This window comes from Enterobacter asburiae (assembly GCF_007035645.1).
GTDB classification, from domain to species: Bacteria; Pseudomonadota; Gammaproteobacteria; order Enterobacterales; family Enterobacteriaceae; genus Enterobacter; species Enterobacter asburiae_B.
In genome coordinates this window covers 2,328,388-2,345,849 of sequence record NZ_AP019632.1, presented here as the reverse complement: position 1 = coordinate 2,345,849, position 17,462 = coordinate 2,328,388, and the positions used below count along the sequence as shown (strand labels likewise).

The window sequence follows — 17,462 nt, the reverse complement described above, 5'->3', positions numbered from 1 at the left end:
GCATTCAGAACGGGGCGGCGTGACGGGCGTTAACCGGCTCTCCGCTCACGGGATGAATAAAATTCAGTTCGCTCGCATGCAGCATCAGCCGGGGCGTTTCCTCCGCCCCCGGCGCTTCAAGACCGCCATACAGATCGCAGCCCAGAATCGGGTGCCCCAGCTGCTGACAGTGAATACGCAGCTGATGGGTTCGCCCGGTCTCCGGCGTAAGTATCACCCGCGTTAACGGCAGTCCCGTACCCTGATAAAACCGTTCCACCACCCGATAGCGGGAGCGGGCGGGTTTTCCGTTGATGGCGCAAATCGACATCAGCGGGAACAGCGCCGGGTCTTTGGCAATCGGCGCGTCTATTATTCCCTCGTCGTTTTCCACATGGCCGCAAAGCAGGGCGCTGTAGACCTTTTCCACGCTGCGCTGGCTGAACTGCTGGCACAGCGCCGCGTTGATGGCCTTATTGCGCGCAACCACCATCAGCCCGGACGTGCCGAAATCCAGACGGTGTACCAGCGTGCAGCCGGGGAACGTCTGGACCAGACGATAATGGACGGAATCAAGGTTTTGCGGATTTTTGCCCGAGAGGCTGAGCAGACCGGAAGGCTTATCGATCAGCAGCAGATGTTCATCCTGCCAGAGGATCTGAATGTCGTCGTGACACGGTGGGGCAATAAAAGAATCAATAATCGCAGACATCAGGCCGCCCGGCTGGAGAGTGGGAGCGGATAATAACGAAATGCGGGGAAAAGAAAAACCCTCCCACCAGGCGGTGAGAGGGTGAAGTCTTAGGCTGCTACCAGGCTGTCGATGGCGGCTTTCGCATCGGTCTGCGCTTTGGTCGCCACTTCCGGACCGTAAGCGATACCTTCAGCGAACACGAAGTTCACGTCAGTGATGCCGATGAAGCCCAGGAACAGGCTCAGGTACGGCGCAACCAGGTCGGTTGGGGTGTCTTTATGGATACCGCCACGGCTGGTCAGGACGATCGCACGTTTACCTTTCACCAGACCTTCAGGGCCGTTCTCGGTGTAACGGAAGGTTACGCCAGCGCGCGCCACCAGGTCGAAGTAGTTCTTCAGCTGGGTAGGGATGTTGAAGTTGTACATTGGGGCGTTGATGACGATAACGTCGTGCGCCTGCAGCTCAGCAATCAGCTCGTCGGACAGGGCCAGGGCTTCCTGCTGACGTGGAGACAGCGGTGCATCGCTTGGGCGCAGCGCGCCAACCAGCTCACCGTCCAGCACAGGAATTGGGTTTGCAGCCAGGTCACGCACGGTGATTTCGTCAGCGGAATGCTGTTCACGCCACTGTTCAACGAAGTAATCAGACAGCTGACCAGACTGAGAGTACCCTGCCAGAATACTGGATTTCAAAACTAATACTTTGCTCATGGGTGATTCCTGTTGTTGCATTTGATTGAAGGGGGTTGCCCCGTTGCTTGTTGACACTCTATTCACAATCCTGCCACAGAGATAGCGCAATATATCGAAGCCTATGTTCGAATTTTTTGAATAAGGCGCGAAAGGCGTCGATGTGGTACTCTATAGCAATCATTAAAAAGAGAGTTTATCAGGGCGTGTACTGCCCTTTAACGCTATGACAGAACAACAAAAATTAACCTTCCCGATGCTCCTGCAACAGCTTGATTCTCTGATGCTGCGCGATAAACAGCGCTTTGCCCGCCGTCTGCACGGCGTGAAGAAGGTTAAAAATCCTGATGCACAACAGGCCATTTACCAGGAGATGGCGAAAGAGATTGAACAGGCGGCAGGGAAAGTTGTGCTGCGCGAAGCCGCACGTCCGGCAATTACCTACCCGGAAAACCTGCCCGTCAGCCAGAAAAAACAGGACATCCTTGAGGCCGTCCGCGACCACCAGGTGGTGATTGTTGCGGGGGAAACCGGCTCGGGGAAAACCACCCAGCTGCCGAAAATCTGTATGGAGCTGGGACGCGGGCTAAAAGGGCTGATTGGCCACACCCAGCCGCGTCGACTGGCGGCGCGCACCGTGGCGAACCGTATTGCCGAAGAGCTGCAGACGGAGCCGGGCGGCTGCATCGGTTACAAGGTGCGATTCAGCGACCACGTTAGCGATAACACCATGGTCAAGCTGATGACCGACGGTATTCTGCTGGCGGAAATCCAGCAGGATCGTCTGCTGATGCAGTACGACACCATCATCATTGACGAAGCGCACGAGCGCAGCCTGAACATCGACTTCCTGCTCGGCTATCTGAAAGAGCTGCTGCCGCGTCGCCCGGATCTGAAAATCATCATCACCTCCGCGACCATCGACCCGGAGCGCTTCTCGAAGCATTTCAACAATGCGCCGATTATCGAGGTGTCAGGACGCACATATCCGGTGGAAGTGCGCTATCGCCCGATTGTGGAAGAGGCGGACGATACCGAGCGCGACCAGCTGCAGGCTATCTTCGACGCCGTTGACGAGCTGGGCAACGAAAGCGCGGGCGACATCCTGATCTTCATGAGCGGCGAGCGCGAAATCCGCGATACCGCCGATGCGCTCAGCAAGCGCGACCTGCGCCACACGGAGATCCTGCCGCTTTACGCGCGCCTGTCAAACAGCGAGCAGAACCGCGTGTTCCAGCCGCACGGCGGGCGACGCATCGTTCTGGCGACCAACGTGGCGGAAACCTCGCTGACCGTGCCGGGGATTAAATACGTTATCGACCCGGGCACGGCGCGCATCAGCCGCTACAGCTACCGCACGAAGGTTCAGCGGCTGCCGATTGAGCCGGTCTCCCAGGCGTCCGCGAACCAGCGTAAGGGCCGCTGCGGCCGCGTGTCGGAAGGGATCTGTATTCGTCTCTATTCGGAAGATGATTTCCTGTCGCGTCCGGAGTTTACCGACCCGGAAATTCTCCGCACCAACCTGGCGTCCGTTATCCTGCAGATGACCGCGCTGGGGCTGGGCGACATCGCGGCGTTCCCGTTCGTCGAAGCGCCGGATAAACGCAACATTCAGGACGGCGTGCGTCTGCTGGAAGAGCTCGGCGCCATTACCACCGACGAGCAGGCGACGGTCTACAAGCTGACGCCGCTCGGCCGCCAGCTCAGCCAGCTGCCGGTGGATCCGCGTCTGGCCCGTATGGTGCTGGAAGCGCAGAAGCACGGCTGCGTGCGCGAGGCGATGATCATTACCTCGGCGCTCTCCATTCAGGATCCGCGCGAGCGTCCGATGGACAAGCAGCAGGCGTCTGACGAAAAGCACCGTCGCTTCCACGACAAAGAGTCCGACTTCCTCGCCTTCGTGAACCTGTGGAACTATCTCGGCGAGCAGCAGAAAGCGCTCTCTTCGAACCAGTTCCGCCGCCAGTGCCGCGTGGATTTCCTCAACTACCTGCGCGTGCGCGAGTGGCAGGATATCTACACCCAGCTGCGCCAGGTGGTGAAAGAGCTGGGCATTCCGGTCAACAGCGAGCCTGCGGAGTACCGCGAGATTCATATCGCGCTGCTGACCGGCCTGCTGTCCCACATTGGGATGAAGGACGCGGAAAAGCAGGAATATACCGGCGCGCGCAACGCCCGTTTCTCCATCTTCCCCGGTTCCGGCCTGTTCAAGAAGCCGCCGAAATGGACCATGGTCGCCGAGCTGGTGGAAACCAGCCGCCTGTGGGGGCGCATTGCCGCGCGTATCGATCCGGAATGGGTGGAGCCGGTGGCGCAGCACCTGCTGAAACGCTCGTACAGCGAACCGCACTGGGAGCGCGCGCAGGGCGCGGTGATGGCGACCGAGAAGGTGACCGTTTACGGCCTGCCGGTGGTCGCCGCGCGTAAGGTCAACTACAGCCAGATTGACCCGGCGCTCAGCCGCGAGCTGTTTATCCGTCACGCGCTGGTGGAGGGTGACTGGCAGACGCGCCACGCCTTCTTCCGCGAAAACCTGAAGCTGCGCGCCGAAGTGGAGGAGCTTGAGCACAAGTCCCGCCGTCGCGACATTCTGGTGGACGACGAGGCGCTGTTTGAGTTTTACGACCAGCGCATCAGCCACGATGTTATCTCCGCCCGCCACTTCGACAGCTGGTGGAAGAAGGCCAGCAAAGAGACGCCGGACCTGCTCAACTTCGAAAAGAGCATGCTGATCAAAGAGGGGGCGGAGTCGGTCAGCAAGCTCGACTACCCGAACTTCTGGCATCAGGGCAACCTCAAGCTGCGTCTGACGTATCAGTTTGAACCGGGTGCCGACGCGGACGGCGTGACAGTTCATATTCCGCTGCCGCTGTTAAACCAGGTCGATGAGGGCGGGTTTGAGTGGCAAATCCCCGGCCTGCGCCGCGAGCTGGTGATTGCGCTGATCAAATCCCTGCCGAAACCGGTGCGCCGTAACTTTGTGCCTGCGCCAAACTATGCGGAAGCGTTTTTAGGCCGCGTCACGCCGCTGGAGCTGCCGCTGCTGGACGCGCTGGAGCGTGAGTTCCGACGCATGACCGGCACCACCATCGACCGCGAAGACTGGAACTGGGATCAGGTGCCCGATCACCTGAAAATCAGCTTCCGCGTGGTGGATGATAAAAACAAAAAGCTGCTGGAAGGGCGTTCGCTGAGCGAGCTGAAAGAGGCGCTGAAAGGCAAAGTTCAGGAAACGCTGTCTGCGGTGGCGGACGACGGTATCGAGCAGAGCGGGCTGCATATCTGGAGCTTCGGTCAGCTTCCGGAAAGCTACGAGCAGAAGCGCGGTAACTATAAGGTCAAAGCCTGGCCTGCGCTGGTGGACGAGCGCGACAGCGTGGCGATCAAGCTGTTTGATAATCCGCAGGAACAGCAGCAGATGATGTGGCGCGGGCTGCGTCGCCTGCTGCTGCTCAACATCCCGTCGCCGATCAAGTATCTGCACGAGAAGCTGCCGAACAAAGCCAAGCTCGGGCTGTACTTTAACCCGTACGGCAAGGTGCTGGATCTGATTGACGACTGCATCTCCTGCGGCGTGGACAAGCTGATCCACGAGGCGGGCGGTCCGGTCTGGACGGAAGAGGGCTTTGCTCAGCTTCATGAAAAGGTGCGCGCAGAGCTGAACGACACCGTGGTGGAGATAGCCAAACAGGTCGAGCAGATCCTCACCGCCGTGTTCAATATCAACAAGCGCCTGAAGGGGCGCGTGGATATGACCATGGCGCTGGGGCTGTCGGACGTGAAGGCGCAGATGGCGGGGCTGGTCTATCGCGGCTTCGTCACCGGCAACGGCTTTAAGCGTCTGGGCGATACGCTGCGCTATCTGCAGGCGATTGAAAAACGTCTGGAAAAAATGGCTATCGACCCGCACCGCGATCGCGCGCAGATGCTGAAAGTGGAGAGCGTGCAGCAGGCGTGGCAGCAGTGGTTAAACAAGCTGCCGCCGGCGCGCCGCGACGATGAAGACGTGCAGGCGATCCGCTGGATGATCGAGGAGCTGCGCGTCAGCTTCTTTGCCCAGCAGCTCGGTACGCCGTATCCGATTTCGGATAAGCGTATCCTGCAGGCGATGGAGCAGATTTCCGCTTAAAACCCTTGCCCGGTTTTCTCCCTCTCCCTGTGGGAGAGGGTCGGGGTGAGGGCATCAGGCCGCACAATTTTCACCCGTTCACCATTGCCAGCGTAAACCCATCCCATCCCTTAACCCCCACCGTTTGCAGCGCGGTGGCGGTTAGGCGCGGGTTATCCCCAATCATTTCGATAAAACGCCGCACCCCCAGCACACGCGCGTCGTCGCTTTGCCCGTTAATCACTTCGCCATCGCGCACCACGTTATCGCCAATGATTATCGTGCCGGGACGTGAATAGTGCAGCGCCCACTCCAGATAGCCGGGATTGTTTGGCTTATCGGCATCAATAAAGATCAGGTCGAACGGCGGAACGTCACCGAAATTCTCCAGTGAGCTCAGCGCCGGGCCTTCAATCAGTTCAATGCGATCGTTCAGCCCCGCGAGGTGAATATTCTGGCGGGCCACATCGGCATGCGTCGGGTCAGCCTCGAGCGTAATCAGCTTTCCGTCCGGCGGCAGGGCGCGCGCCATCCAGATTGAGCTATAGGCGCCCAGCGTACCAATCTCAAGGATGCGTCTTGCCTGGGTCATGCGCACGAACAGCGCCAGCAGTTGCCCCTGATTGGCCGCAACATCGTGTTCGGGTAGCCCGGCGCGTTTATTGTTTTCCAGTACCTGATGAAGCACGTCATCGTCAGGGATTAGCGAAGAAATCATGTAATTATCTACTGCAGACCATTGTTGATGCATAGATTGACTCCTTGGGTTTTTCTCCCTCTCCCTGTGGGAGAGGGTCGGGGTGAGGGCATCAGCGCGCAAGGGGGTTCACGCGCTCTTCCAGCCGCCGCCCAGCGCCCTGTACAAATCGATCTGCGCCAGCAGCAGGTTATTTTTCACCTGCACTACGCTGGTCTGAACCGAGTACAGCGTGCGCTGCGCGTCCAGCACGTCCAGATAGGAAGAGTAGCCGTTGCGATTGCGGTTCTGCGCAATGCGCAGCGTCTCCTGCGCCACCTCCTGCTGGGCAAGCAGCTCGGTCAGCTGTTCCTGATAGCGCGTAATAGCATCAAGGCTGTTATTCACTTCGGCAAACGCGTTACGCACGGTTTTTTCATAGGCGTACAGCGCCTGGTTACGCTGGGACTGGGAAATATCCACCTGCGCATTCAGCGCCTGGCGGTTCAGCAGCGGGGCGAGAATACTGCCCCCGACGCTCCAGAGCTGAAGCGGGTTGTCCAGCAGGCCGGACAGGGTGCGATCCTGTATCGATCCGGTCGCGGTCAGGTTGATCGACGGCAGCAGGCTCGCGCGCGACGCGGCAAGCGAGGCGTCTGCCGCAACCAGCTGGCGTTCGGCCTGAACGATATCCGGTCGACGGTTCAGGAGGGTGGAAGGCAGCTGTGACGGCAGCGTCAGCGGCGTTAGCGCCTCAAAGCTTTCGCTGCGCGCTACCGCGCCGGGATTACTTCCCAGCAGCAGGCTCAGGGCGTTCTCCTGCTGTGCAATCTGATGCTGCAGCACGGGAACCTGCGCTCGCGTCGAGCGGAGTTCGGAATCCGACTGCATCAGCTCCAGACGCGAGCTGTAGCCCGTCTCAAACTGACGTTTCGCGAGGTTAAATGCCTCTTCGCGCGATTTCAGCGTGGATTCGGTCACCCGCAGCTGTTCGTCAAGCGAGAGCAGGGTGACGTACCCGGATGCAACGGAAGACGCGACGGTCAAATCCGCGGCGGCAGCGGCGGCTTTTTGCGCCGCCAGCGAGGCTTCGGCGGCACTGGCCGTGCTGCGGTTGACGCCCCAGATATCCACGTCGTAGCTCGCCGTCAGGCTACCTCTGTACAGCGTGCCGTAGACCGGCAGCCCGGTCGCGGCGGATTGCGAACGGGCGCGGGTCCCCGTTACGCCCGCGTCAAGTGACGGAAACAGGCTGCCGTCGGCCGCAAAGACCCGCGCCTGATACTCGTTAATCCGTTCGCGGGCGATCAGCACGTCGCTGTTGTTCTTTAGCGCCCGATCCACGTAGCGGTTGAGGTTGTTGTCATGAAAATTGCGCCACCAGAGCTGCTCCGCCGGGCTGGCAGGACCGGCGTCAGCACGCCACTGGGCGGGGATTTGCAGCGTCGGCTGCGCAGGTTTTACGTCGACGGACTGGCATCCGGCCAGCGTCACCGCCAGCACCAGACCGGCTATCGGGCGAAGGGTCATTGTTTGCCCTCCCGCGTATCAATGGTCACCTGCACCGACATGCCCGGACGCAGCAGGGCGGTCTCCTCAGGCTTGCCGAGCACCTCGATGCGCACCGGAATACGCTGGGCGATTTTGACAAAGTTGCCGGTGGCGTTGTCAGGCGTGATGGCGCTGAATTCAACCCCGGTTGCCGGCGAGATGCTCTCCACGCGGCCCTGATAGGCTTTGTCGTTCAGCGCATCGACGGTGAATTTTACCGGCTGGCCGACGCGCAGCTCCGCGAGCTGCGTCTCTTTGATATTGGCGATCACCCAGTGCTGCGGCGGAACCAGCGTGGTGAGGTGGGTCCCGGCGGTCACGTACGCCCCGAGACGCACGGCAATCTGGCCGAGCTGGCCGTCGCGCGGGGCGATGATGCGGGTGTTTTGCAGGTCTATCTGCGCCAGCTCCAGCGCCGCTTTGGCGTTTTCGACATCCGCCTCCAGCGCGCCGCGGTTCACAATTACCGTCTGCAGATCCTGACGCGACATCTCAAGCAAGGCTTTAGCCTGCTCGATGTCGGCGCTGCCCTGGGCCGCGCTGGCCAGCGCCGCGTCGCGCTCGCGAATGGAAAGCGAGCCGTCCGCCGTCAAATCCTTCACGCGCTTTAAATCCGCCTGGGTTTTCAGGCTCTGGGCGCGGGCATTTTTCAGCGCCGCGTCGTTTTTGGCGATCGTCGCTTCGGCGCTTTTACGCTGCTGCAGGTTGTTATTAAGCGCGGCAATTTTCATCGCCAGCTGTGCCTCGGCCTGATGCACGCGCTGACGATAGATACGGTCATCAATCTGCAGCAGCAGGTCGCCTTTTTTAACCTGCACAAAGTCCTGAACCTTCACCTCGGTGATATAGCCATTCACCTGGGGGCTGATGAACGTCGTCTGACCGCGCACGTAGGCGTTGTCGGTAAACTGCGCGTGGCGGGTGAACGGCGGAAGCTGCCACGCGTAAAGGATCACCAGCACGCCGACAATACCGATGGCAGCGGCTGTGAAAACGGAAACAATGCGCACATTTTTGCGGGTGTTGGCCTGCTCTTTAGCGGCATCCTGCTGACTCATAAACTCTCCAGAAATATTTCAATTATTTGTTGCCGGTGGCGTTCTTAAGCGCCATACGGGCAGTGATGCGCAGGCGCAGCAAGCGCCATAAAATCCAGACCAGCGTGGCGGCAGCGATGCCCGCCGTCAGCAGATAAGTATCGTTGTAAGCCAGAATATTCGCCTCAAGCGTCGTCACCGTTTGCAGCTGCGTGATCGCCTGCGTTCCCAGCAGCGAACTGTCGCCAATCAGGCTCCGGTACATCTGGGTGTAAATCTGGATACGCTCGTTGACCAGCGGATTGAGCGTGGTGAGCTGGTCCGCCAGCAGGCTGGAGTGGTACTTCTCGCGCCAGGTCTGGAAGGTTCCGAGGATCGCGGAACCCAGCAGGCCGCCGAGGTTCTGACTCATGCCGAACATCACCGAGAAGCTGACCAGGTTGCGCGGGTCGGCGATCACCCCGCCAATGGCAGCCAGCATGGCGGGCGCCAGGAAGAAGGCGCTGCCGAAGCCCAGCAGAAACTGGCTTAGCATCAGCTGATCCGGCCGGGTCAGGTTGTTGGACTGGCTGTCCAGCAGCGAGGCAACAATCATCAGCGCCAGGGAGGTGATAATCGGCCACGCCAGTTTGGTCGGCTTAATCGTGAGGCAGCTGGTGACAATCCCGCAGACGATCCCGGCGAAAATGGACCACGCCAGGTGGGTCATCTGCTCGTTCTGTAACCCCACGTACTGCAGCCAGCCGATGACCCCGGTGTTTTGCTCTGCCAGCACGATACGGATCAGCAGCATGATGAGCCCCAGACGGACGATGCTGCCGCTCGACAGCCAGCGGGTGTTCAGCAGCGGGTTGGCGCGGTTATGTTCAAAGACGATGGCGGCCACAATTAATACAAGCGACAGCGCCAGCGACCAGCCGATCCACGGCGCCTCGAACCACCAGTCAAGGCGGCCCAACGAGAGCACGGCGCAGAGCAGGGCCATTCCGGGGGCCATTAAAAAGAAGGTGATGAAGTCTTTCTTCTCAAAGACCTTTCGCCGATCGCCCGGCGGCAGTTTTAAGGCTATCACGCAGGCCAGGGAGATCAGCGCCAGCCCGAGCTCGAAGAAATAGAGCCCGCGCCATTCGTCCAGCTGCAGCAGTTCGGTGGAAAACAGGCGGGCCAGAGGAATAGCGAGTGATGACCCGGTAATCCCGATGGTGAGCGCCTTCAGGCGGTGCTTCGCAGGCCAGGCCTGGATCTGGTAGTAAATCCCCAGCGAGCTGAGCGCGGCGGCCACCATCCCGTGCGCGGCGCGCACCATCAGCGCCGAGCTGAGATCGTTAACGAACAGGTGGAAAAAGGTCACCAGCACGTACAGCACCAGAAAACCTTCCGTGAAGGCGCGCAGACCGTACTGCTGGCGGAACTTGACCAGCAGCAGGTTGATGGAGATGTTGGTCATGACGTAGACCGCGGGAAGCCAGGCGATTTCGGTCGACCAGGCCCCGAAGGTCCCCTGCAGGTTTTGCAGGTTGGCGGTCACCACCGCATTTCCCAGCGCCCCCGTCAGGCACACCAGCAGGCCAACGACGCCGTAGGCAATGCGTTTTGGCGTACTGTGCTCGGGTGTGGAAGGCGAACCCAGCAGGGCGGGTTTCTCATGTGGCTGCCACTCGCGAGGAGCATAAGGGTCGCGTTCGGGCAGGCGCATAACGTCGTTTACCTTAGAAATAGTTGAATAATTAGCGGGCTAGCGATTCTACGTCTGCCGCAAATGATAATTCAAGTGAATATGATTTACGCATGTTAATCAAATGTAGAAGGGAAGTTTAAGGAAAAAGAGCGGCCCGATGTCGCCGTTGTGTTGAGAACCTGAAGTCGCTACCCTGAAGGGATAGAGAGAAGGAGTTCATCATGGAACAGCCCCATTTTCCCATCCTGCCGGATGCCACGCTGGCGGCCATCAATACTGTCGGTGAATGGCTGGCGCAGGACGACCTGAGCGACAGCCGCCAGCCCCCGGACATCGATGCGGTGATCCTGGCAGGAAACGCGGTGATCCCGACCATTGAGGCGGCCTGCCGTATTGCCGCGCAGAGAGACATCCCGCTCCTGATTAGCGGCGGTATTGGTCATTCAACCGCGTTTTTATATTCAGCTATCGGCAGTCATCCGCGTTATCACACCTTGCCCGTCGAAGGGCGGGCGGAAGCGAGCATTCTTGCCGACATTGCGCGGGAGTTCTGGCAGATCCCCGATGCGCGCCTGTGGATTGAAGATCGCTCCACCAACTGCGGTGAGAACGCGCGTTTTAGCTGGAATATGCTAAAACAGCATGAGCGAGCAACCGGGCGGGTGCTGGTGGTACAGGACCCGACGATGCAGCGCCGTACGATGGCGACGTTTGCCCGCGTGTGTCGGGATGAGCCCGTGTCACCGCAGTGGATAAGCCATCCCGGGTTTACGCCAACGCTGCACAATGGCGAAGAGGGCGTGGAGTTTAGCGCGGGCAATAGCGGACTGTGGCCCGTTGACCGCTACCTTTCACTGGTTCTGGGGGAACTGCCGCGTTTGTATGATGACGTTAACGGCTATGGTCCGGCCGGGCGGGATTTTATCGCGCACGTTGAATTCCCGGATGCTGTGATTGCCGCATGGGAACAGTTACAGCAGGACCCGGTTCTCGCGGATGCGTTGTCCAGGCGCTCGATTTAAGGGTGTAATCAGAAGCGATAACAACCGCTTCAGAATAACCTTTGGCTTACAGCAATGTCCTGGTCCGGCTGTATATCGCCGGGAGCCCGGGTTGCCAGGGTGGCGGCGATTGAGCCACCCTGGCACGTTCACCGGTTATGTCGTTAAAGAGTAGCAAGGAACATAAAGTGAACGGAATGACCACCACACCCGTATGTTCCCCTCACCCTAACCCTCTCCCACAGGGAGAGGGGATGCTTCACTGCTCATATTAGCCCTGAATAAAGGCATAGAATCACAGCGCCGCAAACTTATCCAGCGTCCGCACCAGCTGCGTCACGAAACCGTACTCGTTGTCATACCAGGCTACCGCTTTCACCAGCTGCAGCTCTCCCGCTTCTGACACCTCCGTCTGCGTGGCGTCAAACACCGAACCATAATGCGAGCCAATCACATCGGACGACACAATCTCTTCGTCGGTATACCCGAACGATTTATTGCCCTGCGTCGCCTTTTTCAGCGCGGCGTTGATCTCCTCAACGGTCACTTTCTTGCCCAGAATCGCCACCAGCTCGGTGACTGAACCCGTCTTTACCGGCACGCGCTGCGCGTGGCCCTTCAGCTTGCCGCTGAGCGCAGGGATCACCAGACCGATGGCCTTTGCCGCACCGGTAGTGTGGGGAATGATATTCTCTGCCGCCGCCCGCGAGGCGCGAAGGTCTTTCCCGCGCGGGCCATCCACCAGCGCCTGCGTACCGGTATAGGCATGAATGGTGGTCATGGTGCCCACTTTTATTTCAAACGCATCGTTCAGGGCTTTCGCCAGCGGGGCGAGGCAGTTGGTGGTGCAGGATGCGACGGAAATAATGGTGTCACTGGCGTCAATGGTGTCGTCATTCACGCTGTAGACGATGGTTTTCATCTCGCCCGCAGGCGCAGAGATCAGCACTTTCTTCGCGCCGGCGTCCAGGTGCGCCCGTGATTTCTCTTCAGAGGTATAAAAGCCGGTGCACTCCACGACGATATCCACGCCTGCGGCTTTCCACGGAATGTGCTTCGCCTCTTTTTCGGCGTACACCGCAATGGTTTTACCGTCGACAATCAGCGCATCCTCGGTGAAATCGACGCTCCACGGGAAGCCACCGTAGTTGGAATCATGCCTGAGCAGGTAGGCCAGCACTTTCGGTGAGGTGAGGTCGTTGATGGCGACGACGGTATTGCTGTCCTGGGTTTCAAGAAGGCGACGCAGTACAAGGCGCCCAATGCGTCCAAAGCCGTTAATGCCAATTTTACTCATGGTGTTCTCCTGTAAACGTGTCGATGCGACAGTTTGAACTCATCCAGGCTTAGACCATCACGGGCAGGGCGGCAATTGAAGATGCTTCATGCGGGAGGAAGTATTTGAAAAACCATACAGAAAAGTTAATGAATTTTTAAGGAAAGGAGATTATGTTGGCGCGATAACTGTTTTTTAATCGGGAAATCACATGCGCAATAAATATACAAGCCTGCAAATCGGCATCCACTGGCTGGTGTTTCTGTTAATCATCGTCGCCTACTGCGCCATGGAGTTCAAAGGTTTCTTCCCGCGCACCGCGCGTCCAGCGATCAATATGATCCACGTCTCGTGCGGTATCAGTATCCTGGTGCTGATGGTGACGCGTCTGCTGGTTCGCCTGAAATTCCGCGCGCCGCCGATTCAGCCAAAGCCAAAAGCGATGGTGACGGGGATGTCCCATCTGGGGCACCTGGTGGTGTATCTGCTGTTTATTGCGCTGCCGCTGATTGGCATTGTGATGATGTACAACCGGGGCAGCGACTGGTTTGCTTTCGGCCTGGCGATGCCGCATGCGGCGGAGTCCAATTTCGACCTGGTTGATATGTTGAAAGAGTGGCACGAGACGCTGGCGAACCTGGGCTACTTTGTGATTGGCCTGCACGCGGCGGCGGCGCTGATGCATCACTATTTCTGGAAAGATAATACTCTTCTGCGCATGATGCCGAAAAAGCGTCAGTAGTGCTGAAACATTGTCGCCACCTTTCTTGCCCGGCGGCGCTTCGCTTGCACGGGCCTACAAACGGCTCTGAATCGTAGGCCGGGTAAGCGCAGCGCCACCCGGCTTGTTTTTTAACCCAGCAGCGCACGCTCTTCGGCAGTTAACGCCAGCGCTTGCGTTGACCCCGTCTCCGACGACTTCACCGCCGCTTCCAGCACGGCCATGACCGCCAGTGCCTCAACAGGGTGGACAGGATTGGTGATTTTCCCGAGCAGCGCATCACGTACGTTGACGTAATACTGGCGCTGATCGCCTTTCGGGGTTGGGATCGTCTGCGGTGCGACGTCGGCCCCAAAGAACACCATGCTGTCGTCGTCTTCGCCCCAGGTTTCACTGCCGGGGATCACCCCTGCGAGCAGCTGCGCTTCCTGCTGGTCGATTCTGGCTTTCACCACGCTGCCCTTGTCCCCGTGGACGCTAAAGCGCGCCGTACCGCCAGCAACCAGCATGCTGGCGTGCAGAATGACCTTATGCTCCGGGTAGTTTAAGACCACGTGCGCCCAGTCGTTAATTTCTGCGCCGTCGCGCAGCGTCGCGATATTCCCCTGAACCGACTCCGGCAGTCCAAAGAGCTGTAGCGTCTGGTCAATCAGGTGAGGGCCCAGATCAAACCACAAACCGCTCCCGGGGACGTTCTGCTCGCGCCAGCGCACGCGCACTTCCGGGCGGAAGCGGTCGATGTGCGATTCCAGGTGTTTAACCTTGCCGAGCGTGCCTTGTTCAATAATCTGCTTAATGCCGAGGAAATCGCTGTCCCAGCGGCGGTTGTGGAAGACGGAGAGCAGCAGCTGCTTTTCATCCGCCAGCGCAATCAGGTCGCGGGCTTCCTGCATGTCGAGGGTAAAAGGCTTATCGACGACCACGTGTTTACCCGAGTTCAGGGCCAGCGTCGCCAGCGGGGCGTGCGTGGCGTTGGGGGAGGCAATCACCACCAGATCGATATCAGGATGCTGAATGGCCTCTTCCGGTGTCGCTACTACCTGTACATCCGGCAGATCGCGTTTAACCTTCTCTTCATCACGAGAAGAGACCACGGCCAGCTTAATCCCGTCCACCGACTGGATCAGCGGGGCATGGAAGGTTTTACCGACAAATCCATACCCGATCAGCGCAATGTTGATTGTTTGAACTTTATTCATGACCTTCTCCACGTTAATTCGCGCACACCGTAACCTGCAGTGCGCTATGGTCCCCAAGCTCAGGCCAGGGACGATCTAAAAAGAGTTGTTGAATGCTGGATAACCCGGAAACCAGATACGGTTCGCAGCGGTTAATTTTCAGATGGTCGGCGACAATCCAGTGCGCATGGCTTGCGTCCAGCATCGCGCGTTTCACCTCGGCATCCGCTTCTTTACCGGCGCTCAAACCGAGTTCGGCATGAATGGCGCACGCCCCAAGAATGGCGATATCTGCCCGATAACGGGACAGCAAAGACAGCGTGGCGCTGCCGGCAAACAGTCGCTGCTTGTGGTCCCATTTCCCGCCGAGCAGGATCAGCTCAACGTCTTCCCGGTCGCTAAAATGCTGGGCGATATCCAGTGAGGGGGTAATGACGGTGAGCGGACCCTGAAGAAAGGTGGCGACGGCCATCACCGTGCTTCCGGCATCCAGAAACAGGGTGGAGCCTGGTGGAACCTGCTGTGCGACCTGTTTACCCAGGCGCTGTTTGGTCTCCGGCAGCAGCGTATTGCGGCCCTGACGGTTCATGGCGGAGAGGTTGAGCGCGATGGCGCCGCCGTGGTTCTTCTGCGCAAGGCCCTGGTTTTCCAGGTCGGTCAGATCCCGACGGATGGTATCCGCCGAAACCTGCAGCTTTTCAGCCAGGTCGGTGATGCTGGCCTGGCCTTGCTCGCTGAGGATATCCAGGACGTAGCGTTGACGAGCGGTTTTGTGCATGGGGTACATTCCTGCAAAATGTCGCAATAGTTTGCATAATACAGCATTTTGACGCAGAGAGAAGGGGAATGTCCTCAGGACGATGTGCAGCGGCGTGATGATTCACATGGGTGATTATTAAAATTTTATTAAGGGGCTATAAGGAAGCCGTTTTGAATGTTAATCACGATGTTATTGTTATGTTTTATTTAACTATTTGGGTTATGTAACCAGCGTAACGCCATTGTGTGGTGTTAAATGCTGTTTAATAGAAATTATGCAGGGTTTAATTGCTTTAATTAGTTTTTTAAAAGTTTTTAATTTTAAATATATCCCTTTGGCTACGTAAACTGACACTTCTTTGAAAATCTTTGTGTCTGACTCGCGCTGAAATTAACGCAAAAATGTGCACGGAGTGAATTAAGAATTTTCCTTAGATAACAGAGAGTTTATATGTTTCATCTGAAAGGATACTTTTAGAGTTTTGTCCAGAAACCCCATATTTTTTCTTGCTTGTAACACCACATTAACATTGTGGCTGTAGTGGGCTATAACACATTTTGTTATGCTGCTAACCAGTTTAAGAAATAAGTAAATTCTTAATTGAAATAAGATGCGGGCAGATCTCATCTCCGATGGAAATGGGTATGGGGAGTATTACCTGAAATTCAGCAAGGTAGCTAAATAAGATATTTGTCTAATTATCTGTACCTCTTTTTGGGTATTTGCTTGAGTATCACTCAGAGTCAGGGAGATAACATGACGATATTACGAAAGCCTATGTTACGCCGATTTACAGCAGCACTGGCATTCATTTCATTAGCCATAAATACGGCTTTCGCCAATAGTAATCAGGTGGGTATTGCCCCGGTGGCAACCACAACCTTAAAAGAAAGTATTCTTTTTGCGATCGATCGCGATCCGTCAATTAGCCAGCAGGCCGCGCAATTAGGTATTGGCCAGGCACAAATAGATGAAGCGCGCAGCGGCTGGATGCCGCAAATATCGTTGAACGGAAGTACGGGGCACAGCCAGACCACCGATTCCAGCGGGTCGCTGAAGAATTCAGCCGCCTGGGGGCTGAGCCTGACGCAGCTGCTGTACGATTTTGGCAAGACCAATAACAGCATCAGCCAGTCCTCCGCCCAGCGCGATAGCTACCGCTATCAGCTGATGGGCACGCTTTCGGACGTGGCGGAAAAAACGGCGCTGAGCTACGTCGAGGTCAAACGCTATTCCGATCTGCTGCAGGCGGCAATAGATAACGTGCAGGCGCTCAAGAACGTCGAGCAGCTGGCAAAGCTTCGCGCAGACGCGGGCGTGAGTTCGACCTCCGATGAGCTTCAGACCCGCACGCGCATTGCCGGCATGCAGGCGACGGTCGCGCAGTATCGCGCCGCCTTAAACAGCGCGCGCGCCAGGCTTGCGGTATTAACCGGCATGCAGGCAGAGGCCTATTCGCCGGTGCCCGCGAATCTTGCCGTGGAGCCGGACTCGCTCAACCGCATCGATTATTCCCTGATACCGGCGGTGATGGCCGCGCAGAACATGGAACGCTCGGCTCAGTATGGCGTGGAAACGGCGAAGTCCCAGCACTGGCCTACGCTAAGCCTGAAGGGGGGGCGCACCCGTTATGAATCGGACAACCGTTCCTACTGGGACGACCAGATACAGCTCAATATCGACGCGCCGCTGTATCAGGGGGGCGCGGTTTCCGCGCGCGTTCGACAGGCGGAAGGCGCACGGGCCATGGCCTCCTCTCAGGTCGATCAGGCGCGTTTCGATGTCCTGCAAAAGGCCTCCGTCGCGCAGGCTGACTGGACCGGCGCGCGGGGACGAATGGAGGCGGGGAAGCAGCAGCTGGAAAATGCGCTGCGGGCCCGCGATGTTTATAAAAATGAATACACCCTGAGCAAGCGGAGCATTAACGATCTGCTCAGCGTTGAGCAGGATGTCTGGCAGGCCACCTCAGCGAAAATAATCGCCGAGTATGACGGCTGGAGTTCGGCAATTAATTATGCTTCCGCGGTTGATAATTTAATGCCGCTTATTGGAATAGAGAAAAACGCTGCCGCAAAATTACCCGACTTGAGTTAATAAAAGACGCGCAGTGT

Annotated in this window: 13 protein-coding genes; 4 read left to right on the top strand and 9 right to left on the bottom strand. The window is 57.9% G+C overall.

Annotated elements, in window-relative coordinates:
• Positions 1-4: 4 nt before the first annotated feature.
• Together FOY96_RS11035 and azoR are read right to left on the bottom strand one after the other, a co-directional pair.
• Positions 5-691 (bottom strand): RluA family pseudouridine synthase, encoded by a 687-nt coding sequence (locus FOY96_RS11035; protein ID WP_126793952.1) that lies wholly within the window; start codon positions 689-691, stop codon positions 5-7.
• Between the two features lie 89 nt (positions 692-780).
• On the bottom strand, positions 781-1,386 hold the full coding sequence (gene azoR, locus FOY96_RS11030) for an FMN-dependent NADH-azoreductase (RefSeq protein WP_008502313.1): 606 nt from the start codon (positions 1,384-1,386) through the stop codon (positions 781-783).
• Between the two features lie 205 nt (positions 1,387-1,591).
• Between azoR and hrpA the strand changes: the two genes are divergently transcribed.
• Positions 1,592-5,494, top strand: a complete 3,903-nt coding sequence (gene hrpA / locus FOY96_RS11025) for an ATP-dependent RNA helicase HrpA (protein ID WP_143347043.1) — start codon at positions 1,592-1,594, stop codon at positions 5,492-5,494.
• A 70-nt stretch (positions 5,495-5,564) separates the two neighbouring features.
• Here hrpA and FOY96_RS11020 read toward each other — a convergent pair whose 3' ends face one another.
• From FOY96_RS11020 to FOY96_RS11005, 4 genes are all read right to left on the bottom strand, one after another.
• Positions 5,565-6,224 carry an O-methyltransferase gene (locus tag FOY96_RS11020; RefSeq protein WP_094935252.1) on the bottom strand — a complete coding sequence of 220 codons (660 nt, stop codon included), beginning with the start codon at positions 6,222-6,224 and terminating at the stop codon, positions 5,565-5,567.
• A 75-nt stretch (positions 6,225-6,299) separates the two neighbouring features.
• Entirely contained in the window at positions 6,300-7,679 is a 1,380-nt protein-coding gene (locus FOY96_RS11015) for an efflux transporter outer membrane subunit (RefSeq protein ID WP_087822532.1), read from the bottom strand.
• Positions 7,676-8,758 (bottom strand): HlyD family secretion protein, encoded by a 1,083-nt coding sequence (locus FOY96_RS11010; protein ID WP_033145473.1) that lies wholly within the window; start codon positions 8,756-8,758, stop codon positions 7,676-7,678. Before FOY96_RS11010 ends, FOY96_RS11015 begins: the two co-directional genes overlap by 4 nt.
• A gap of 22 nt (positions 8,759-8,780) precedes the next feature.
• Positions 8,781-10,433: an MFS transporter gene (locus FOY96_RS11005; protein ID WP_047061824.1), complete on the bottom strand. Its 1,653-nt coding sequence runs from the start codon at positions 10,431-10,433 to the stop codon at positions 8,781-8,783.
• A 203-nt stretch (positions 10,434-10,636) separates the two neighbouring features.
• Between FOY96_RS11005 and FOY96_RS11000 the strand changes: the two genes are divergently transcribed.
• Positions 10,637-11,437 (top strand): YdcF family protein, encoded by an 801-nt coding sequence (locus FOY96_RS11000; protein WP_143347042.1) that lies wholly within the window; start codon positions 10,637-10,639, stop codon positions 11,435-11,437.
• Between the two features lie 274 nt (positions 11,438-11,711).
• Here FOY96_RS11000 and gap read toward each other — a convergent pair whose 3' ends face one another.
• Entirely contained in the window at positions 11,712-12,713 is a 1,002-nt protein-coding gene (gene gap, locus FOY96_RS10995; protein WP_029740556.1) for a type I glyceraldehyde-3-phosphate dehydrogenase, read from the bottom strand.
• Positions 12,714-12,903: 190 nt separating this feature from the next.
• On the opposite strand from gap, the gene cybB reads away from it, so the two are divergent.
• Positions 12,904-13,434 carry a cytochrome b561 gene (cybB, locus tag FOY96_RS10990; RefSeq protein WP_048976093.1) on the top strand — a complete coding sequence of 177 codons (531 nt, stop codon included), beginning with the start codon at positions 12,904-12,906 and terminating at the stop codon, positions 13,432-13,434.
• Positions 13,435-13,544: 110 nt separating this feature from the next.
• Here cybB and FOY96_RS10985 read toward each other — a convergent pair whose 3' ends face one another.
• On the bottom strand, positions 13,545-14,612 hold the full coding sequence (locus FOY96_RS10985; RefSeq protein WP_143347041.1) for an oxidoreductase: 1,068 nt from the start codon (positions 14,610-14,612) through the stop codon (positions 13,545-13,547).
• Positions 14,613-14,625: 13 nt separating this feature from the next.
• Positions 14,626-15,369, bottom strand: coding sequence for a DeoR/GlpR family DNA-binding transcription regulator (locus FOY96_RS10980; protein WP_047061832.1), 744 nt, complete (start codon positions 15,367-15,369; stop codon positions 14,626-14,628).
• Positions 15,370-16,107: 738 nt separating this feature from the next.
• Between FOY96_RS10980 and FOY96_RS10975 the strand changes: the two genes are divergently transcribed.
• Entirely contained in the window at positions 16,108-17,445 is a 1,338-nt protein-coding gene (locus FOY96_RS10975; RefSeq protein ID WP_087822538.1) for a TolC family outer membrane protein, read from the top strand.
• Positions 17,446-17,462: the final 17 nt, after the last annotated feature.

Coding starts and splice junctions, on each gene's coding strand:
- FOY96_RS10980 (WP_047061832.1), bottom strand. CDS start 15,369: ATGCACAAAACCGCTCGTCAACGCTACGTCCTGGATATCCTCAGCGAG.
- FOY96_RS10985 (WP_143347041.1), bottom strand. CDS start 14,612: ATGAATAAAGTTCAAACAATCAACATTGCGCTGATCGGGTATGGATTT.
- gap (WP_029740556.1), bottom strand. CDS start 12,713: ATGAGTAAAATTGGCATTAACGGCTTTGGACGCATTGGGCGCCTTGTA.
- FOY96_RS10975 (WP_087822538.1), top strand. CDS start 16,108: ATGACGATATTACGAAAGCCTATGTTACGCCGATTTACAGCAGCACTG.
- FOY96_RS11020 (WP_094935252.1), bottom strand. CDS start 6,224: ATGCATCAACAATGGTCTGCAGTAGATAATTACATGATTTCTTCGCTA.
- FOY96_RS11035 (WP_126793952.1), bottom strand. CDS start 691: ATGTCTGCGATTATTGATTCTTTTATTGCCCCACCGTGTCACGACGAC.
- FOY96_RS11005 (WP_047061824.1), bottom strand. CDS start 10,433: ATGCGCCTGCCCGAACGCGACCCTTATGCTCCTCGCGAGTGGCAGCCA.
- azoR (WP_008502313.1), bottom strand. CDS start 1,386: ATGAGCAAAGTATTAGTTTTGAAATCCAGTATTCTGGCAGGGTACTCT.
- hrpA (WP_143347043.1), top strand. CDS start 1,592: ATGACAGAACAACAAAAATTAACCTTCCCGATGCTCCTGCAACAGCTT.
- cybB (WP_048976093.1), top strand. CDS start 12,904: ATGCGCAATAAATATACAAGCCTGCAAATCGGCATCCACTGGCTGGTG.
- FOY96_RS11000 (WP_143347042.1), top strand. CDS start 10,637: ATGGAACAGCCCCATTTTCCCATCCTGCCGGATGCCACGCTGGCGGCC.
- FOY96_RS11015 (WP_087822532.1), bottom strand. CDS start 7,679: ATGACCCTTCGCCCGATAGCCGGTCTGGTGCTGGCGGTGACGCTGGCC.
- FOY96_RS11010 (WP_033145473.1), bottom strand. CDS start 8,758: ATGAGTCAGCAGGATGCCGCTAAAGAGCAGGCCAACACCCGCAAAAAT.